Origin of the sequence: Motilibacter rhizosphaerae (assembly GCF_004216915.1) — a bacterium.
GTDB lineage: Bacteria > Actinomycetota > Actinomycetes > Motilibacterales > Motilibacteraceae > Motilibacter > Motilibacter rhizosphaerae.
This window is the reverse complement of the sequence record NZ_SGXD01000002.1, coordinates 876,835-894,838: the sequence shown is the minus strand read 5'-3', so window position 1 is coordinate 894,838 and position 18,004 is coordinate 876,835. Positions and strand designations below refer to the sequence as shown.

The window sequence follows — 18,004 nt, the reverse complement described above, 5'->3', positions numbered from 1 at the left end:
GTTCCTCCATGTCCGAGGCCATCCTGCTCGTCGGCGGCAAGGGGACGCGGCTGCGCCCCCTGACGCTGAACTGCGCCAAGCCCATGATCCCGACGGCGGGCGTGCCGTTCCTCACCCACCAGCTCGCGCGGCTGCGCGACGCCGGGGTGACGCACGTCGTGCTCGCGACGTCGTACCGCGCGGAGACGTTCTCCGCGCACTTCGGCGACGGCGCCGAGCTCGGCCTGGAGATCGACTACGTCACGGAGACCGAGCCGCTCGGCACCGGCGGTGGCATCCGCAACGTCGCCGACAAGCTGCGCAGCGCCCCTGACGAGCCGGTCGTCATCTTCAACGGCGACGTGCTCTCCGGGCACGACATCGCCGCCCAGGTCGCCGCCCACCAGGAGCGCGGCGCCGACGTCACCCTCCACCTGGTCGAGGTGGACGACCCCCGCGCCTTCGGCTGCGTGGTGACCGACGAGAGCGGCCGGGTCGAGGCGTTCCTCGAGAAGACGCCCGACCCGCCCACCAACCGGATCAACGCCGGCTGCTACGTGTTCAAGCGCTCCGTCATCGACGGGATCCCGGAGGGCCGCCCCGTCTCGGTGGAGCGGGAGACGTTCCCCGGGCTGCTCTCGAGCGGCGCGCTCGTGCTCGGGCACGTCGACAGCGCGTACTGGCTCGACCTGGGCACGCCCGCGGCGTTCGTCCAGGGCTCGCGCGACCTCGTGACGGGCCGCATCGCCTCGACGGCCGTGCCCGGGCCGACCGGGGAGAAGCTCGTGCTCCCCGGCGGCGAGGTGGCGATCGACGCCAAGGTGAGCGGCGGCACGACCGTGGGCGCCGGCGCGGTGGTCGGCCGCGGGGCCGTCGTCGAGGGCAGCGTCCTGCTCGACGGCGCGGTCGTCGAGGAGGGCGCCGTCGTCCGCGACTCGGTCGTCGGGGCAGGTGCCTCCATCGGCGCCGGGGCCGTGCTCGAGGGCGTCGTCGTCGGCGAGGCGGCGCGCATCGGCGCCCGCAACGAGCTGCTCACCGGCGTGCGCGTCTGGGCCGGCGCCGAGCTGGCCGAGGGCTCGGTGCGCTTCAGCAGCGACGCGGGCTGAGCCGCCGGCCCGGCGGCCCGGCAGCAGTCACAGGCTCCTCACAGCCGGCTGACAGCGGGTCCCCACGTGGACGGCCGAGGGTGGTGGCATGACGATCGCGACCGGGCTGCGCAGCGGTGCCAACGACCCCTCCGCCACCGAGGACCTCCGCCGGCCGGACGGCTCCCCGGTGCGCGTCCTCGTCGTCGACGACGAGCCGACCCTGTCCGAGCTGCTCTCCATGGCCTTGCGCTACGAGGGCTGGGACGTGCGCTCGGCGCCGGACGGGCTGACGGCGGTGCGCGTGGCCCGCGCCGAGCAGCCCGACGCGGTCGTGCTCGACTGGATGCTGCCCGACATCGACGGGCTCGAGGTGCTGCGCCGGCTGCGCGCCGAGGCGCCGCGCCTGCCGGTGCTCTTCCTCACCGCCAAGGACGCCGTCGAGGACCGGGTCGCCGGGCTGACCGCGGGCGGGGACGACTACGTCACCAAGCCGTTCAGCATCGAGGAGGTCGTCGCCCGGCTGCGCGGCCTCATGCGCCGCTCGGGGGTGAGCGTGGCGGCCGAGAGCCCGCTGCTGGTGGTCGGCGACCTCACCATGGACGAGGACAGCCGCGAGGTGCGGCGCGGCGGCGACTCCGTGGCGCTGACCGCGACGGAGTTCGAGCTGCTGCGCTACCTCATGCGCAACCCCCGCCGGGTGCTGAGCAAGGCCCAGATCCTCGACCGCGTCTGGAACTACGACTTCGGTGGCCAGGCCAACGTGGTTGAGCTCTACATCTCCTACCTGCGCAAGAAGATCGACGCTGGCCGCGAGCCCATGATCCACACCGTGCGCGGCGCGGGGTACGTGCTCAAGCCCGCCGTCGACGCCGGCGCCTGAGGCTGCTCGTGAGGCTGCCCGGGCGCTCGCTGCGCACCCGCCTGCTGCTCCTGCTGGCGGTCGTCACGTCGCTCGCGTGCCTGCTCGTCGGCAGCCTCGCGCTGGTCGCCATCGACCACTCGCTGCGCGGCAACCTCGACCGCCAGCTCACCGCCCAGCCCGGCGGCGGAGGGCAGCGCCACGAGGTGCCACCGCCGGGCGCCGACCCGGGGTGCGGCACGGTCCGGGTCCCGTCGCGCCCGAACTCCGTGTTCGCCTGCATCTCCGACGGCACCGTCGAGGACGCGCGGGTGTTCCCGGCAGGGTCGTCGTTCGGCTCCTCGGGGACAGCGCTGACGCGCACCTCGGTCTTCCTCAGCGTCCCCGCGACCGACGAGCGCCGGCCGGTCACCCGCTCGGTGCCCGGCCTCGGTGACTACCGGCTGGTCGCGTTCGGCACCCCCTCGACGGGCGTCGTCCGCGTGATCGGCTACCCGCTGGCCGAGGTGACCCGCCAGGTGCACCAGGTCGCCCTGGACATCCTGCTGGTCTCGCTCGGCACCGTGCTGCTCGTCGTCCTCGGGGGCGCCGCCCTGCTGCGCCGCGCCCTCGCCCCGCTGCAGCGCGTCGCCGGCGTGGCCGCGCGCGTCAGCGAGATGCCCCTCGAGCGCGGCGAGGTGGCGCTGGGCGAGCTCGTCCCGGCGCGCGACGCCGACCCGCGCACGGAGGCCGGGCAGGTGGGCTCCGCGCTGAACCGCCTGCTGGTCTCGATGGACAGCGCGCTCAACGCCCGGCACGCCAGCGAGATGCGGGTGCGGCAGTTCGTCGCCGACGCCAGCCACGAGCTGCGCACGCCGCTCGCCGCGATCCGGGGCTACGCCGAGCTGACCCGCCGGCACCGGGCGACGCTGCCGGAGGACACGGCGTACGCGATGACGCGGGTGGAGTCGGAGGCGGCCCGGATGACCTCGCTCGTCGAGGACCTCCTGCTGCTGGCGCGCCTCGACTCGGGGCGCCCGCTGGCGGCCGAGCCCGTGGACCTCACCTCGGTGGTCGTGGACGCGGTCAGCGACGCGCACGCGGTCTCGCAGGACCACCGCTGGGAGCTCGACCTGCCCGACGAGCCGGTCGAGGTCGTCGGCGACGCGGGTCGGCTGCACCAGGTGGTCGCCAACCTGCTGAGCAACGCCCGGACGCACACGCCTCCCGGCACGGCGGTGGAGGTGGCGCTGCGCCGGGAGGACGGGACGTGCGTCGTCACCGTCAGCGACGACGGGCCGGGCATCCCGCCCGACCTGCTGCCCGACGTCTTCGAGCGCTTCGCCCGCGGGGACTCCTCCCGCTCGCGGGGCGCCGGCAGCACGGGGCTCGGGCTCGCCATCGTCGCCGCGATCGTCACCGCGCACGGGGGAGCGGTCGGGGTGGGCTCGGTGCCCGGACGTACGCGCTTCACCGTGCGGCTGCCGCTGACGCCGTCGGCGGACCGCCCGGTCGACGCGCTGCTCGAGCCGGCCCGCCGGGCCTCCGAGCAGCCCCAGCGCACCGCCTCCTGACGCTCACAGGGACGGCACAGCGCCGGCACACGGGTGCGACAGCACCGGGCCCGAACCTCGAGCCATGGACACCGCCCTCGAGCTCCCCGCCACCTCGCTGCGCGACGCGCCCCCCGCGCCGCGGCAGTCCCTCCTCGTCCTCGACGTCGTCATCCCCGTCTTCGACGAGGAGCGCGACCTGGGGCCGTGCATCGAGCGGCTCCACGCGTACCTCCGCGCCGAGCTGCCGTTCAGCTTCCGCATCACGGTCGCGGACAACGCCAGCACGGACGGGACGCCGCTCGTGGCGGCGGCGCTCGCCGCGGCGTACCCCGAGGTCCGGGTGCAGCGGCTGGAGGAGAAGGGCCGGGGGCGGGCGCTCAAGGCCGTCTGGTCGGAGTCCGAGGCCCAGGTCCTGGCCTACATGGACGTCGACCTCTCGACCGACCTGCGGGCCCTGCTCCCGCTCGTCGCCCCGCTCGTCAGCGGCCACAGCGACGTGGCGATCGGCACGCGGCTGTCGCGCTCGTCGCGGGTGGTGCGGGGAGCGAAGCGGGAGGTGGTCTCGCGCTGCTACAACACGATCCTGCGCCGCACGCTCGCCGTGCGCTTCAGTGACGCCCAGTGCGGGTTCAAGGCCGTGCGCCGCGACGTCGCACAGCGCCTGCTGCCGCTCGTCGAGGACCCGGGCTGGTTCTTCGACACCGAGCTGCTCGTGCTCGCCCAGCGGGCGGGCCTGCGGATCCACGAGGTGCCGGTCGACTGGGTCGACGACCCCGACAGCCGGGTCGACATCGTCGCCACCGCCGTCGCCGACCTCAAGGGAGTGGCGCGGCTGTCGCGGGCGCTCGCGACTGGGTCGCTGCCGCTGGCACGGCTGCGCTCCGAGCTCGGGCGGGGGCCGCTCGACGCGGGCCCCTCCAGCGTCCCCGGCGTCCCCCGCGGCATGGCGGCGCAGCTGATCCGCTTCGGCGGGATCGGCGTGCTGAGCACGCTGGCCTACGTGCTGCTGTACGCCGGGCTGCGCGGCAGACTCGGCGCCCAGGCCGCCAACCTGCTCGCGCTGCTCGTGACGGCGGTGGCGAACACCGCCGCGAACCGCCGGCTCACCTTCGGCGTCGTCAGCAGCGAGGGCGCGCTGCGCCAGCAGGCGCAGGGGCTGGTGGTCTTCGCCCTCGGGCTCGCGCTCACCAGCGGCTCGCTCGCCGCCCTCGCCGCTGCGGGCACGACGAGCCGGGGGGTCGAGGTCGCCGTGCTCGTGCTCGCGAACCTCGCTGCGACGGTCCTGCGGTTCGTCCTGCTCCGGGTCTGGGTCTTCCGGGGGCGGCGGGGCTGAACCGAGCCGCTGGCCGCACCCGGGCCGTGCGTCGGTCACCATGGAGGCGTGACCCCACAGCCCCGCACCGCGCCCCTGGCGACGTCGGGCGCGCGGCCGGACGCGACGGGCGTGCACGACCCCGGTCACCTGCTCGACCTGCGCGCGGTGCTCGGGCCGCTGCGGCGCGGCGGCGGTGACCCGGCGTACGCGGTGGAGCCCGCCGTCGGCGGCGGGCTCCCGGCGGTCTGGCGCGCCTCCCTGCTCCCCTCGGGCGTCGCCTCCCTCCGGCTGGCCGCGGAGCACCTGGCCAGCGGCACCGTCGTGACCGCGCAGGCGTGGGGGCCGGGCGCGGAGGAGGCGGTCGCCCGCGTGCCCGACCTGCTCGGCGCCAGCGACGCCTCGGCGGGGTTCGCGCCGTCCCACCCGGTGCTCGCCGAGTCGGTGCGCCGGCACCGGGGGTGGCGGGTGCCGCGCACCGGGTGCGTGGTGGAGGCGCTCGTGCCGGCGGTGCTCGAGCAGAAGGTCACCTCGACCGAGGCGCGGCGCGCCTGGCGCGACCTCGTCCGCGCGTACGGCGTCCCGGCTCCCGGCCCCACCCCCGTGCCCATGTGGGCGCCGCCCGCGGCCCGCGACTGGTGCCGCGTGCCCTCGTGGACCTGGCACCAGGCGGGCGTCGATGACAAGCGGGCCGCGACGATCGTCCGCTCCTGCGCGGTGGCGCCGGCCCTGGAGCGCACGCTGGCGCTCCCGGCCGACGAGGCGGCGGCCGTCCTGTGCAGCCTCCCCGGCATCGGCCCGTGGACCGCGGCCGAGGTGCTGCAGCGCGCCCACGGCTCCGCCGACCACGTCTCGGTCGGCGACCTGCACCTGCCGGGGCTCGTCGGCTGGGCCCTGGCCGCGGAGCCGTGGGCGGACGACGCGCGCATGCTCGAGCTGCTCGAGCCGTACCGCGGCGCCCGCTACCGCGCGGTGCGGATGGTCGAGCTGGCCCTCGGTGGCGGGCTCGTCCCGCCGCGGCCGCGACGCGCCCCGCGCTACGCCGTACGCGACTTCCGCCGCATCTGATCCGCGGCGCGGACCGTGCGACCGGTCGCACGGGCTAACCGGTTCAGCGAGACCGTAGTGAATTCGTTATCGTTCTGAGCCTTGACGGGAGAGCGCTCTCCCCGCAGAGTCAGAGAGCGCTCTCTCGCGCGGTGCCCCGGCCCCAGGACGGCTTGCCGGAGGCGCCAACGCTCCCAGGAGGACACATGCAGCTCAACCCGACCCTGCGCCGGTGGCCGGCACAGGCGGTGACGGCCATCGCGGCCGTCTCGATGCTCGCCGCGTGCGGCGGCAGCAGCAAGAGCACCGCGAGCTCGGACACCCAGCCCGCCAGCAGCGGCGGCGCCGCGGCCAGCGCGGCTCCCGCGGCGAGCAGCGGCGGCGCCGCCGCCGACTCGGGCGAGAAGGTCACGCTCACGGTGCAGACCTTCGGCGGCTTCGACTTCGACACCAGCGGTCTGTACGACGCGTACATGAAGCTGCACCCGAACATCACCATCAAGGCCAGCTCGGTCGCGCAGGAGCAGAACTACTGGCCGGCGCTGCAGACGCACCTCCGCTCGGGCTCGGGCCTCGCCGACGTCCAGGGCATCGAGGTCGGCCGCATCGCCGACGTCACGCAGAACCAGGCCGACAAGTGGGTGGACCTCGACTCGCTCGGGGCCAAGGACGTCGCGGGCGACTACTTCCCGTGGAAGATCAAGCAGGCCAGCACGACCGACGGCAAGCTGCTCGCCCTCGGCACCGACATCGGCCCGCAGGCGGTCTGCTACCGCGCCGACCTGTTCAAGGCCGCCGGCATCCCCGACGACCGCGAGTCGGTCGCCAAGGCGATGTCCACCTGGGACGGCTACATCGCGCTGGGCAAGAAGTACGAGGCCGCCAAGCCCAAGGCCCCGTTCGTCGACAGCGCCTCCAGCCTGTTCAACGCCATCACGAACCAGGGCTCGACGAAGTTCTACGACGCCAGCGGCAAGCCGGTGTTCGACACGAACCCCGCCGTGGCGAAGGCCTGGGACTACGCGATGCAGGCCCACGAGGCCGGGCTGAGCGCGAAGCTCGCGCAGTTCTCGCCGCCGTGGATGACCGCCATCGCCAAGGGCGGCTTCGCGACCGTCGCCTGCCCCGCGTGGATGGTCTCCTTCATCGAGGCGCAGGGCAAGCAGGCCGCCAGCGGCAAGTGGGACATCGTCCCCGAGCCCAACGGCAGCGGCAACTGGGGCGGCTCGTTCCTCGGCATCCCGACGGCGAGCAAGCACCAGAAGGAGGCCTACGACTTCATCAAGTGGGTCACCGGTGCTGAGCAGCAGGTGAAGCTCTTCACCGACCCGGGCCGCCACTTCCCGAGCAACGCGAAGGCCGCGAGCGACCCGAAGGTCGCCGCTGTCGTGGACCCGTACTTCCGTGGCGCTCCCGTCGGCAAGATCTTCGCCGACGCCGCCGCGAACATCCCGGTCCAGCCGAACGGCGCGAAGGACGGCGTGATCCAGGTCGACCTGAACAACGGCATCCAGTCGGTCGAGCAGCAGGGCAAGGACCCGAAGAAGGCCTGGGACGAGGCCGTGAAGACGACGAAGGACGCCCTGAGCGGCTGATCCTGCACCACCAGTGACCTGTGGCGCTCCGGACCCCTTGCCGGAGCGCCACAGGTCTCGTCGCGAACCACAGAATCGAGAGAGCACATGGCGAGCTCCGCTGCACTACCGGGACGCCCGCGGATCACCCTGCGGCAGCGTCTCTCCCTCTGGGACCGCTCCATCACGGCGTACGGCTTCATCGCGCCGTTCTTCGTGCTGTTCTTCGCGTTCGGGCTGTACCCGCTGCTCGACACGGCGTGGGTGGCCCTGCACAGGGAGAGCCTCACCGCGTCCGGGAGCTCGTGGGTCGGCTTCGACAACTTCACCTGGCTTTTCGGCAACGAGTACTTCCGCAAGTCCCTGCTCAACACCGTCACCATCGGCATCCTGTCGACGGTGCCGCAGCTGCTCGTCGCCCTCGGGCTCGCGCACCTGCTCAACATGAAGATGCGTGGTCGCACGTTCTTCCGCGTCATCATGCTGATGCCGTACGCCACGTCGGTGGCCGCCGCGGCGCTGGTGTTCGCGCAGATCTTCGGGACGGACAGCGGTCTGCTCAACTGGCTGCTCGGCACGGTCGGGATCTCCCCGGTCGCCTGGGAGCCCGGGCACTGGACCTCGCAGATCGCGGTGTCCACCATCGTGATCTGGCGCTGGACCGGCTACAACGCCCTCATCTACCTCGCTGCCATGCAGGCCGTCCCCGGTGACCTCTACGAGGCCGCGGCCATCGACGGCGCGAGCAAGTGGCAGCAGTTCCGCAACGTCACGCTGCCGAGCCTGAAGCCCACGATCCTGTTCACCGTCGTGGTCTCCTCGATCGGCGCGACGCAGTTGTTCGGCGAGCCGCTGCTCTTCTCGGCCGGCGCCGGCAACGCGAACCCGCTCGGCGGCAGCAGCCACCAGTACCAGACCATGGGCCTGCTCATGTACCAGCAGGCCTTCACCGACGGCTCGCTCGGCCGCGCGGCCGCGACCGCCTGGACGATGTTCGTCATCATCATCCTCGTCACCCTGCTCAACACGCTGCTCGTCAGCGGCCGGATCCGCATCCCCGGCCTGCGCCGGAAGGGAGCACGCGCATGAGCGCGGTCCTCGAGAAGCCGACCACTCCCGCAGCCGCGCAGTCCCCGCGCCGCCGGAACCGCCGCAGCGGCGCGGGCGACGTCCAACGGGCGAGCTGGCCGACGTACGTCGTCCTGACGGTCGTCTCGCTCGTCTCGGTCTACCCGCTCTACTGGGCGCTCGTCGGTGGCTCGCGCACCTCCGCCGACATCAGCTCGGACCCGCCGCCCTTCGTGCCCGGCGGCAACCTCTGGACCAACCTCAAGACCGCCTGGGACGACGGGCACATGGGCAAGGCCCTGCTCAACTCCCTCGTCGTCAGCGGTTCCATCGCACTGGGCACCGTGCTCTTCTGCACGATGGCCGGGTTCGCGTTCGCGAAGCTGCGCTTCAAGGGCAACAACGCGCTGTTCGGGTTCACGGTCGCGACGATGATGGTGCCGCCGCAGCTCGGGATCATCCCGCTGTACCTGCTGATGTCCAAGCTGCACTTCAACAACCACATCATCTCGGTCATCCTGCCCACGCTCGTGACGGCCTTCGGCGTGTTCTTCATGCGCCAGTACGTCACCCAGGCCGTCCCCACCGAGCTGCTCGAGGCCGGCTGGATCGACGGGGCCAGCACCTCGCGCATCTTCTTCTCGATCGTCATCCCGATCGTCCGACCCGCGATGACCGTGCTCGGCATGATCACGTTCCTCGCCGCGTGGAACGACTTCTTCTGGCCCGTCGTGACCCTCAGCTCGGACAACCCGACGGTGCAGGTCGCGCTCAACAACATCGGCGTCGGCTACTTCACGGACTACTCGATCGTCTTCGCGGGAGTCGTCGCCGGCACCATCCCTGTGATCGTCGTCTTCGCCCTGCTCGGCCGCCAGATCGTTGGTGGCATCATGCAGGGGTCCCTCAAGGGATGACGGCCCTGACGAAGGAACCCGCTATGAGCACTCCGTCCACGCCCGCTGCGGGCACCCGCCTCGAGTTCCCGCAGGGCTTCCTGTGGGGGACGGCGACCGCGTCCTACCAGATCGAGGGCGCCGTCGACGAGGACGGCCGCGGTCCGTCCATCTGGGACACCTTCAGCCGCACCCCGGGCAAGGTCCTCGGTGGCGACAACGGCGACGTCGCCGACGACCACTACCACCGCTACCCCGAGGACGTCGCGATCCTCGCCGACCTCGGCGTCGGCGCGTACCGCTTCTCGGTGGCGTGGCCCCGCATCGTCCCGACCGGCTCCGGCGCGGTCGAGCGCCGCGGCCTGGACTTCTACAGCCGCCTCGTCGACGAGCTGCTCGGCAAGGGCATCCAGCCGATCGCCACGCTGTACCACTGGGACCTCCCGCAGGGCCTCGAGGACGCGGACGGCTGGGGCAACCGCGCCACCGCGTACCGCTTCGCCGAGTACGCCGTCGAGGTCGCCAAGGTCCTCGGCGACCGCGTGCACACGTGGACGACGCTCAACGAGCCGTGGTGCTCGGCGTTCCTCGGCTACGGCTCGGGCGTCCACGCCCCGGGCCGCACCGAGGAGGAGACCTCGCTGCGCGCGGCCCACCACCTCAACCTCGCCCACGGCCTCGCGCTGACGGCGATCAAGCCGTACATCGGTGACGCCGAGCGCAGCGTGACGCTCAACCTCCACCACGTGCGCGCGGCGACGGAGGACCCGGCTGACACCGACGCCGCCCGCCGGGTCGACGCCGTGGCCAACCGCGTCTTCCTCGGCCCGATGCTGGCCGGCGAGTACCCCGCGGACCTCTACGCCGACACCGAGGCGATCACCGACTGGGGCTTCGTGCAGGACGGCGACCTCGGGCTCATCCGCGAGACGCCGGTCACGACGCTCGGCATCAACTACTACAACCCGACCCTCGTGCGTGCGGCGCAGGGGGAGCGGGCGGCGGACGCCTTCGACGGGCACGGCAACGGGACCGGCACCCCGTGGCCGGGCTGCAGCGGCGTGGAGTTCCTCCAGCAGCCGGGGCCGTACACCGCGATGGGCTGGCCGGTGGACGAGAGCGGGCTCTACGACCTGCTCCAGCGGGTGTCCAAGGACTACCCCGGCCTGCCGCTCATGATCACGGAGAACGGCTCCGCCTGGGAGGACGAGGTCTCGGCCGACGGCGAGGTGCACGACCCCCAGCGCGTCGACTACCTCCAGCGCCACCTGCGGGCGGCGCACGAGGCGCTGAGCGACGGCGTCGACCTGCGCGGCTACATGCTGTGGTCGCTGCTCGACAACTTCGAGTGGGCCTACGGCTACAGCAAGCGGTTCGGCATCGTGCACGTCGACTACGACACGCAGCGCCGCATCCTCAAGGACAGCGGCAGGGCCTACCGCCAGGTGATCGCGGACAACGCGCTCGTCCTCTAGGTCCTGCTCGACCCGCAGCGGGTGGCCGTCGTCGACGGCCACCCGCTGCGCCGTACGGGGGAGGCGGGGAGCGGGTGCATCAGCAGGTCGGCGTGCCCTGCCGATGCTGCTCCGAAGGGGCGGGGGACGGGTCCGCCCCCAGTCGGCTGGGGAGGTGCTCGTGAGCGGCGTGCGGACCCGCCTCGCCGTCCCGGCCCTCGTCGTCGCCATGCTCGGCGCCCTCGGCGCGCTGCTCGTCTCCCCGCTGCTGGACGTCCCCGCCGCGGCGGGCGTCCCGCACCTGCCGTGGCCGGCGCTGGTCGTGGCGCTCGCGCTGGCCGAGGTCATCGTCGTCCACGTGGAGATCCGCCGCGAGGCCCACACCTTCGGCGCCGGCGAGCTCGCCCTCGCCGTGGGCCTGCTCGCCGCCGGCGGCCGCGAGCTCGTCACCGCCGAGGCCGTCGGCGTCCTGCTCGCCCTGCTCTGGCGGCGCCAGACGCTGGTGAAGCTCGCCTTCAACGTCGCGCAGTACGCCCTCTCCGTCGCCTGCGCGGTGCCGGTCGTGCACGCCCTGGCACCCGCGCCGCGCCTGCTCGACGCCGCCACCGCGCTCGCCGTGCTCGCCGGCCTGCTCGTCGCGTCCAGCGTCGGCTTCGTCCTCATCACCGCGGCGATCGGGCTCGTCGACCGGGTGCCCCCGCTGCGGGAGAACCTCGACGTCCTCGTCATCGGGTACGCCGGCGCGGCCGCCAACGCCGGGCTCGGGCTCTCGCTGCTCCTGCTCGCCTCCGAGGGTCCGCTCGCGCTGCTCTGTGCCGCCCCGGCCGTCGCGGCGGCGCTCGCGTCGTACCGGGCCTACGTGCACGCGCGGCAGCGGCGCGAGCACCTCGCGCTGCTCCTGGCGGCGACGCAGACGCTGCAGCGCGGCGGTGACGACGGCGACACCAGCGGCGGCTGGTCCACGGTCCTCGCGGCCCTCCAGGAGCGCGTCCACGCCGAGCGCGCGACCCTGCTCGTCGCGCCCGCGGCGACGGGAGGCAGCGCGGGGGAGGGCACCTGGCTGCGCCTCGACGTGGCGACGGACGCGGAGGCTCGGCCGCGCTTCAGGGGCGCGAGCGCGGCCGAGGTGGAGGCGCTGCTGGTGCCGGGCGCGAGCGCGCTGGTCGCCGCGATCCGGGACGAGGACCGGCTGCTCGGGCACCTGCTCGTGGGCCCCCGGCTCGGTCCGCAGCCGCGCTACGCGGAGAGCGACCGCACGCTCGTCGAGGCGCTCGCCAACCAGGTCGGGGGCGCGCTCGAGACGGGCCGGCTGGAGCAGGCGCTGGCGCAGATCACCGCCCTGCAGCAGCGCATGGCGCACGAGGCCACCCACGACGGGCTGACCGGCCTCGCCAACCGCACGCGCTTCACCACCGCGCTCGAGGAGGCGCTCGCGGGCCCCGGACCGGCCGCCGTCGTGCTCGTCGACCTCGACGACTTCAAGGCCGTCAACGACCAGCTCGGCCACGCCGCCGGCGACGAGCTGCTCCGGGCCGTCGCCGACCGGCTCCGCGAGGTGGTCCGGGCCGAGGACACCCCCGCCCGGCTGGGCGGGGACGAGTTCGCCGTCGTGCTCCCGGACTGCTCCGCCGCGCGCAGCGCCGAGGTCGCCGCGCGGCTCGTCGAGGCCCTCGCCGCCCCGGTCCAGCTGGGAGCGACGCGGGTGGCGCCGCGCGCGAGCATCGGCACCGCCGCCCGCGACGGCGAGCCGCTCGACCTGGACGAGCTCGTGCGCCGCGCGGACGTCGCGCTCTACCAGGTGAAGCGCAACGGCAAGGCGGGCCACCAGTCGTGGCGGCCCGGGCTCCGCATGGCGGGCGAGGGCCCGGCGCTGCTGTCCTCGGTGCTGCCGGCGGCGGTGGCCGACGGCGAGTTCGTCTGCCACTACCAGCCGCTGGTCGACCTGGAGACGGGCGCGTCGTTCGGCCTGGAGGCCCTCGTCCGCTGGCAGCACCCGCAGCAGGGCCTCTTGCTGCCGGCCGCCTTCCTCGGTGCCGCCGAGGACAGCGGGCTCATCCGGCAGATCGGCGAGCAGGTCCTGCGCGCCGCCTGCCGCGAGGTCGTGCGCCTGCAGGCGCAGGACGGCCGGGACCACCGGCTCCACGTCAACATCAGCCCCGCCCAGATGGACGCGGGGCTCCCGCACCTCGTGGCGCTCGCCCTGCACGAGTCGGGCCTGGCCCCCGACCGGCTGGTGCTCGAGGTGACCGAGGGGCTGGCGCTCTCCCGGCCGGAGGAGGCCGCCGAGCTCATGCGGGCCGTCGGCGAGCTCGGCGTGACCTGGGCGCTCGACGACTTCGGGACGGGGTACGCCGCCCTCGACCGCCTCGTCGACCTGCCGGTCTCGCTGCTGAAGATCCCGCGCCAGCTCGTCCGCGGGGTCGCCACGCCGCGCGGCGCCCGGCTGCTCAGCGGCACCCTCGCCCTCGCCCGCGAGATGGGGCTGGAGGTGGTCGCCGAGGGCGTCGAGCAGCAGCAGGAGCTCGACGCGCTGCTGGCCGGGGGCATCACCCGCGCGCAGGGCCACCTGTGGTCGACGGCGCTGGACCCCGTCGCGCTCGGGCCGTGGCTGCGCAGCGAGCCGCGGCTGCAGGTGCCCCGCCCCCGGCGCTGAGCGCGCGCGGACGGGCTGCCTGCCGCGTACGGCGCTAGGCCGAGGCGCGCACGACGAGCCGCGTGGGCAGCACGACGTGCTGCGGGGCCTCCTCGCCGTCGAGCATCAGCCCGAGCAGGCTGACCATCTGCACGACCGCACCGTCGATGTCCTGGTGCACGCTCGTCAGCGGCGGGTCGGTCCACTCGTCGAGCGCGGCGTGGTCGTCGAAGCCGACCACGGCGACGTCCTCCGGCACCTTGCGGCCGCTGCGGCGCAGCGCGCGCAGGGCGCCGACCGCCATGAGGTCGCTCGCCGCGAACACGCCGTCGATGTCGGGGGCGCGCTCGAGCAGCTCGCGCATCCCCGCCTCGCCGCTCTCCTGGCGGAAGTCGCCGGCGACCACGAGCCGGTCGTCGAACTGGTTCCCGAGGGCCTCGCGGTAGCCGGAGAGCCGGTCGACCGCGGCCGGCATGTCGAGCGGGCCGGTGATGGTCGCGATGCGGCTGCGCCCCTGCTCCAGCAGGTAGCGCGTCGCGGTGCGGCCCCCGCCGCGGTTGTCGTTGTCGACCCAGTGGCGCAGCGGGCCGGCGTCCCAGGGGCGGCCCTGCAGCACGACGGGCAGCCCCAGCCGGGCCGCCACCTCGGGCAGCGGGTCGTTGCGGTGCAGCGAGAACAGCAGGGCGCCGTCGACGTGGCCGCCCTCGAGGTACTGCGCGATCCGCTCGTGGTCCTGCTCGTCCTGGGCGAGGAGGAGGACCATCTGCCGGCCGGTGCGGGCGAGCTCGCGCGACGCCGCACGCACGATGGGCCCGAAGAACGGGTCCGCGAAGACGAACTCCGCCGACTCGGCGACGACGACACCCACGGCGCCGGTGCGCCGGGTCACGAGGCTGCGGGCCGCGAGGTTAGGCCGGTAGCCCAGCTCCCGGATCGCCTGCTCGACCCGCTCGCGCAGGTGCGGTGCCACCGTGGGGGAGTTGTTGACGACGCGGGACACCGTGGCGCGGGACACCCCCGCGGACGCCGCCACCTCCTCCAGCGTGGGGCGCTGCTGCTGCGCGGGCATCATGCCGTCGTCTCCTGCGGTCCCTAGCGGACGAGCACGAGCCCGTCCATCCCTAGCGGACGAGCACGAGCCCGTCCATCCCTAGCGGACGAGCACGAGCCCGTCCATGTCGCGCGGGCCCCGCGCCGCCGGCTCCCCTGCGGGGGTGCCCACGGCGACGGCGCCCATCGGGTCCCAATGATCGCTCACCCCGAGGGCCTCGCGGGCGACCTCCGGGCAGAACAGCGTCGAGGACACCCACGCCGACCCGAGCCCCTCGGCGGCCAGCGCCACCAGCAGCCCCTGCACGGCGGCACCGGCCGAGAGCAGGAACATCTCGCGCTCGGCGCGGGAGCGCCGCTCGTCGGGGTACGCGTGGGCGCCCTCGGTCACGAGGCAGGGCACGACGAGGAGCGGGGCGCCGCGCAGCACGCCGCCGCGCCGCAGCCGGCGCCCGACCGCCGCCTCGTCGAAGCCGTCCGCCCGCAGGTCGGCCGCCCACGCCGCCTCCATCGCGTCGAGCAGTCGGGTCCGCGCCTCGGCCGTCTCGAGGACGACGAAGCGCCAGGGGACCGTGTGGTGCGGAGCGGGGGCCGTGGCCGCGGAGGCCAGGGCGCGGCGCACGGCCGCGGGGTCCGGGGCGCCGGGCGCGAAGGAGCGGACCGTACGCCGCGCCGGCACCGCCGCCCGCGCGCCCTCGGCGAGCGCCTCGCGGGTCCCCAGCCGGAACATGTCGCCGGCCGCGGGTCGGACCAGCGCGCGCGCCCCCGGTCCGTCCTCGTCGAGGAGCAGCGCGTCGGCCCCGCGGACGACGGCCGCGGGGACGCCCGCGGCCTTGCCCTTCACGAGGTCCGCCGCCGCCGCGAGCTCGTCGCCGACCGCCGGGACGGTCACCTCGAGGGGGCGGCCGTCGGCGTCCGTGCCGCCGCGCAGGTCCTGGAGCACCGCCACCCCGGCCGCGCCCACGGCGATGTCGGTCTGCCCCTCGCGCCAGGCGCGGCCGGCCGTGTCGCTGACGACGACCCCCAGCCGGGTCAGGCCGAGCGCGGCCAGCAGGCCCGTACGCAGCTGACGGGCGGACGCGTCGGGGTCCTCGGGCAGCAGCAGCACGCCGCCCCCGGGGCCGACGTTGCTCGCGTCGACGCCCGCCGCGGCGATGACGAGCCCGTGGCGGGTCTCGACGATGCGGGTGTCGCCGCGCGCCGCGACCACGCGCACGGTCTCCGCCTCGATCGCCGCCGCCCGGTCCATCCCGGGGCGGGCCTGCCCCTCGGCCTTCGCCACGACCTTGCTCGCGACGACGAGGACGTCGCCGTCCTGCAGGGGGGCGGTGGCCGCGAGGAGCGCGACCAGGTCGTCGCCCGCGGCGACCTCGGGAAGGCCGGGGACCGGGAGGACCTGCAGCACCGGCGGACCTGCGCTCACAGCACCCCGGCCAGCTCGAGCGCCTCACGGGCGATCGCGGCCGTCGCCGGGACGTCGGTCATGAGGAGGGGGACGGCGCGGCAGGGGATCCCCGCCTCCACGACCCCGGGCACGAGGTCGGCGTCGACCGTGTCGACGAGCCAGCCGTCGAGGAGCGCGGGGCCGTAGTGCCTGGCCACCGACCCGGCGTCGACCGCGACCCCGAGCGAGGGCAGCAGCTTGTCGGCCATGCCCCGCACCACGGCGCCGCCGACGAGCGGGCTGATGCCGACCACGGGAGCGGCCGTGGCCTCCAGCGCCGCGCGGACCCCGGGGACCTGCAGCACGGTGCCGATCGAGACGACCGGGTTGCTCGGCGGCAGGAGGACGGCGTCGGCGGAGGCGACGGCCTCGAGGACCCCGGGCGCCGGCCGGGACGCCTCGGCACCCACGGCCACGACCTCGACGACCTCGGGAGCCGCGCGCAGGCCGACCCAGTACTCCTGGAAGTGCACGAGGCGCTCGCCGTCGGCGTCGCGCACCCGCACGTGGGTCTCGACCGGCTCGTCGGTCATGGGCAGCAGCTCGACGCCGCGCGCGGGGAGGCCCCAGCGGCCGGCGACCAGCGCGGTCGCCTCGCTGAGCGTGGCGCCGCCGGCCAGCATGCTCGTCCGGGTGAGGTGCGTCCCGAGGTCGTGGTCGCCCAGCGCGAACCAGGTCGGCAGCACGCCGTACGCCGCGAGCTCGTCGCGCACGACGTAGGTCTCGCCCTGCCGGCCCCACCCCTGCTCCTCGGAGACGGCCCCGCCGAGGGTGTAGGTCAGCGTGTCGAGGTCGGGGCACACGCGCAGCCCCCACATGGTGACGTCGTCGCCGGTGTTGGCGACGACGGTGACGCGGTGGGGGCCGGGGAGGGCCTCGAGGGCGGAGAGCAGGCCGCGCACGAAGCGGGCGCCGCCCGTCCCGCCGGCCGGGACGACGAGGTGCATGCCGCCATCCTCGCCGACGGGCCGCAGCCCGGGCGGGGAGGGCTCGGGCGAATGGGCTCAGGCGGAGAGCGACCCGTGGCGGACGCCCGACTCGCCGCGCGCGCGGCGGGCGGCCTTGACGGCGTACATCTGCTTGTCGGCGGTGCCGAGCACCTCCTCGGGCGTCTCGCCGGGCGTGCCGACCGTCGCACCGACGCTGACGCCGACCCTCAGGAGCAGGCCGGACACGGCGAACGGGCGGCGGACGGCGGCCTCGACGCGGGTCGCGAGCGCCTTGACCTCGGGACGGCCGGCGCCCAGGCAGAGCACGACGAACTCGTCGCCGCCGAGCCGGGCCACGACGTCGGAGGCGCGCACGAGCGTGCGCAGGCGGCGGGCGACCTCGGCCAGCAGCGCGTCGCCGGCCGCGTGGCCGTGGGTGTCGTTGATGGCCTTGAAGCCGTCGAGGTCGCAGAAGAGCAGGCCGGCGCCCAGACCGGTCCCCGCGTCGAGCGCGTCGCTCAGGGCGGCGTCGAAGGAGACGCGGTTGAGCAGGCCGGTGAGGGCGTCGGTCTCGGCGAGCTGGCGCAGCTGCGCCTCGCGCTGGCGCTGCTCGGTGACGTCGATGCCGACGCAGACGAGGAACCGCGGCTCGCCCTCAGGGGAGCGCAGCACGCTGTCGATCCAGGAGACGCGCTGGCGGTCGCCCTCGACCGTGAGGAACGCGGACTCGCGCATGCCGCCGCTGGCGGCCTCGAGCGCGGCGCGGATGCTGCGCTCGGCCTCGGCGCGGTCGTCCTCGCTGGCGTAGACCTCCCAGGCGTAGCGCCCGAGCACGTCGCCCTCGGTCCAGCCCTGCGCGGCGCGCGCGGTGGCGTTCATGCGGAGGACCCGGCCGGTGTCGTCGAGCACGACGACGAGCGCCCCGGCGTGCTCGAGCGCGGCGGCGTCGAGGGAGCCGGTGTGGACCGGGACCTGCGCCACGCTGCGCCACCTCCTCCGACCGGGTGCACGGACTGCACGGACCGCTGCGCCCGGGCACGAGGCCACCGTAGGCGTGCCGCTCCTATCGGCACGGCGGCAGGATCTTGAGGGGTTTCCGGGACGCGCACGAGCGGGCACGGCGCGTCACCGCCGCGG

The 18,004-nt window shown here is 74.7% G+C and carries 14 protein-coding genes; 10 read left to right on the top strand and 4 right to left on the bottom strand.

Annotated features, from left to right (window positions below; translation table 11 throughout):
* Positions 1-8: 8 nt before the first annotated feature.
* The 10 genes from manB (at position 9) to EV189_RS09625 (ending at position 13,465) form a co-directional block, all read left to right on the top strand.
* Positions 9-1,085, top strand: a complete 1,077-nt coding sequence (gene manB / locus EV189_RS09670; protein ID WP_130492669.1) for a mannose-1-phosphate guanylyltransferase — start codon at positions 9-11, stop codon at positions 1,083-1,085.
* Between the two features lie 88 nt (positions 1,086-1,173).
* The gene (locus EV189_RS09665; protein WP_130492668.1) at positions 1,174-1,947 is read left to right on the top strand and encodes a response regulator transcription factor; all 774 of its coding nucleotides are present in this window, start codon (positions 1,174-1,176) and stop codon (positions 1,945-1,947) included.
* A 14-nt stretch (positions 1,948-1,961) separates the two neighbouring features.
* On the top strand, positions 1,962-3,479 hold the full coding sequence (locus EV189_RS09660; RefSeq protein WP_165400257.1) for a sensor histidine kinase: 1,518 nt from the start codon (positions 1,962-1,964) through the stop codon (positions 3,477-3,479).
* 64 nt (positions 3,480-3,543) lie between these two features.
* The gene (locus EV189_RS09655) at positions 3,544-4,794 is read left to right on the top strand and encodes a glycosyltransferase (protein ID WP_130492666.1); all 1,251 of its coding nucleotides are present in this window, start codon (positions 3,544-3,546) and stop codon (positions 4,792-4,794) included.
* Between the two features lie 48 nt (positions 4,795-4,842).
* Positions 4,843-5,841 (top strand): DNA-3-methyladenine glycosylase family protein, encoded by a 999-nt coding sequence (locus EV189_RS09650; RefSeq protein WP_231116229.1) that lies wholly within the window; start codon positions 4,843-4,845, stop codon positions 5,839-5,841.
* 185 nt (positions 5,842-6,026) lie between these two features.
* Positions 6,027-7,415, top strand: a complete 1,389-nt coding sequence (locus EV189_RS09645) for an ABC transporter substrate-binding protein (protein WP_130492665.1) — start codon at positions 6,027-6,029, stop codon at positions 7,413-7,415.
* Positions 7,416-7,502: 87 nt separating this feature from the next.
* Positions 7,503-8,483, top strand: a complete 981-nt coding sequence (locus EV189_RS09640; protein WP_130492664.1) for a carbohydrate ABC transporter permease — start codon at positions 7,503-7,505, stop codon at positions 8,481-8,483.
* Complete coding sequence (locus EV189_RS09635) at positions 8,480-9,379, top strand: carbohydrate ABC transporter permease (protein ID WP_130492663.1); 900 nt, start codon at positions 8,480-8,482, stop codon at positions 9,377-9,379. The genes EV189_RS09640 and EV189_RS09635 overlap by 4 nt, the downstream gene beginning before the upstream one ends.
* A 23-nt stretch (positions 9,380-9,402) precedes the next feature.
* On the top strand, positions 9,403-10,833 hold the full coding sequence (locus EV189_RS09630) for a GH1 family beta-glucosidase (protein ID WP_231116228.1): 1,431 nt from the start codon (positions 9,403-9,405) through the stop codon (positions 10,831-10,833).
* A 160-nt stretch (positions 10,834-10,993) separates the two neighbouring features.
* Complete coding sequence (locus EV189_RS09625) at positions 10,994-13,465, top strand: putative bifunctional diguanylate cyclase/phosphodiesterase (RefSeq protein ID WP_130492661.1); 2,472 nt, start codon at positions 10,994-10,996, stop codon at positions 13,463-13,465.
* 34 nt (positions 13,466-13,499) lie between these two features.
* Here the strand turns inward: EV189_RS09625 and EV189_RS09620 are convergent, their stop codons facing one another.
* The 4 genes from EV189_RS09620 to EV189_RS09605 all read right to left on the bottom strand — a co-directional run bounded on the left by EV189_RS09620 (position 13,500) and on the right by EV189_RS09605 (position 17,848).
* Positions 13,500-14,513: a LacI family DNA-binding transcriptional regulator gene (locus EV189_RS09620; protein WP_130492986.1), complete on the bottom strand. Its 1,014-nt coding sequence runs from the start codon at positions 14,511-14,513 to the stop codon at positions 13,500-13,502.
* An 81-nt stretch (positions 14,514-14,594) separates the two neighbouring features.
* Complete coding sequence (locus tag EV189_RS09615; protein ID WP_130492660.1) at positions 14,595-15,917, bottom strand: coenzyme F420-0:L-glutamate ligase; 1,323 nt, start codon at positions 15,915-15,917, stop codon at positions 14,595-14,597.
* A complete protein-coding gene (cofD, locus tag EV189_RS09610) occupies positions 15,914-16,885 on the bottom strand; it encodes a 2-phospho-L-lactate transferase (protein ID WP_130492659.1) in 972 nt (323 codons plus the stop codon). The genes EV189_RS09615 and cofD overlap by 4 nt, the downstream gene beginning before the upstream one ends.
* 57 nt (positions 16,886-16,942) lie before the next feature.
* On the bottom strand, positions 16,943-17,848 hold the full coding sequence (locus EV189_RS09605; protein WP_165400220.1) for a GGDEF domain-containing protein: 906 nt from the start codon (positions 17,846-17,848) through the stop codon (positions 16,943-16,945).
* Positions 17,849-18,004: the final 156 nt, after the last annotated feature.